The sequence below is a fragment of the Paenibacillus popilliae ATCC 14706 genome (assembly GCF_000315235.1).
Classification (GTDB): domain Bacteria; phylum Bacillota; class Bacilli; order Paenibacillales; family Paenibacillaceae; genus Paenibacillus_B; species Paenibacillus_B popilliae.
In genome coordinates this window covers 1-373 of the sequence record NZ_BALG01000520.1, presented here as the reverse complement: position 1 = coordinate 373, position 373 = coordinate 1, and the positions used below count along the sequence as shown (strand labels likewise).

General features: G+C 55.5%; 1 rRNA gene. It reads right to left on the bottom strand.

What is annotated here, in order from left to right:
• Positions 1-345, bottom strand: a 16S ribosomal RNA gene (locus PPOP_RS18930); the annotation flags it as partial.
• Between the last annotated feature and the right edge of the window lie 28 nt (positions 346-373).

The following is a 373-nucleotide window of genomic DNA, read 5'->3' as shown; positions in this document are numbered from 1 at the left end:
GCCGTGTCTCAGTCCCAGTGTGGCCGATCACCCTCTCAGGTCGGCTACGCATCGTCGCCTTGGTGAGCCGTTACCTCACCAACTAGCTAATGCGCCGTAGGTCCATCCATAAGTGGCAGATTGCTCCGCCTTTCCCGATTCCCTCATGCGAGCAAATCGCCTATCCGGTTTTAGCCCACGTTTCCGTGAGTTATCCCAGTCTTAAGGGCAGGTTACCTACGTATTACTCACCCGTCCGCCGCTAACCTAACGGTTTCCCGAAGGAAACCGTTGAGTCCGCTCGACTTGCATGTATTAGGCACGCCGCCAGCGTTCGTCCTGAGCCAGGATCAAACTCTCCATAAAATGAAATTCGCGCTGTCGCTGACAGCCT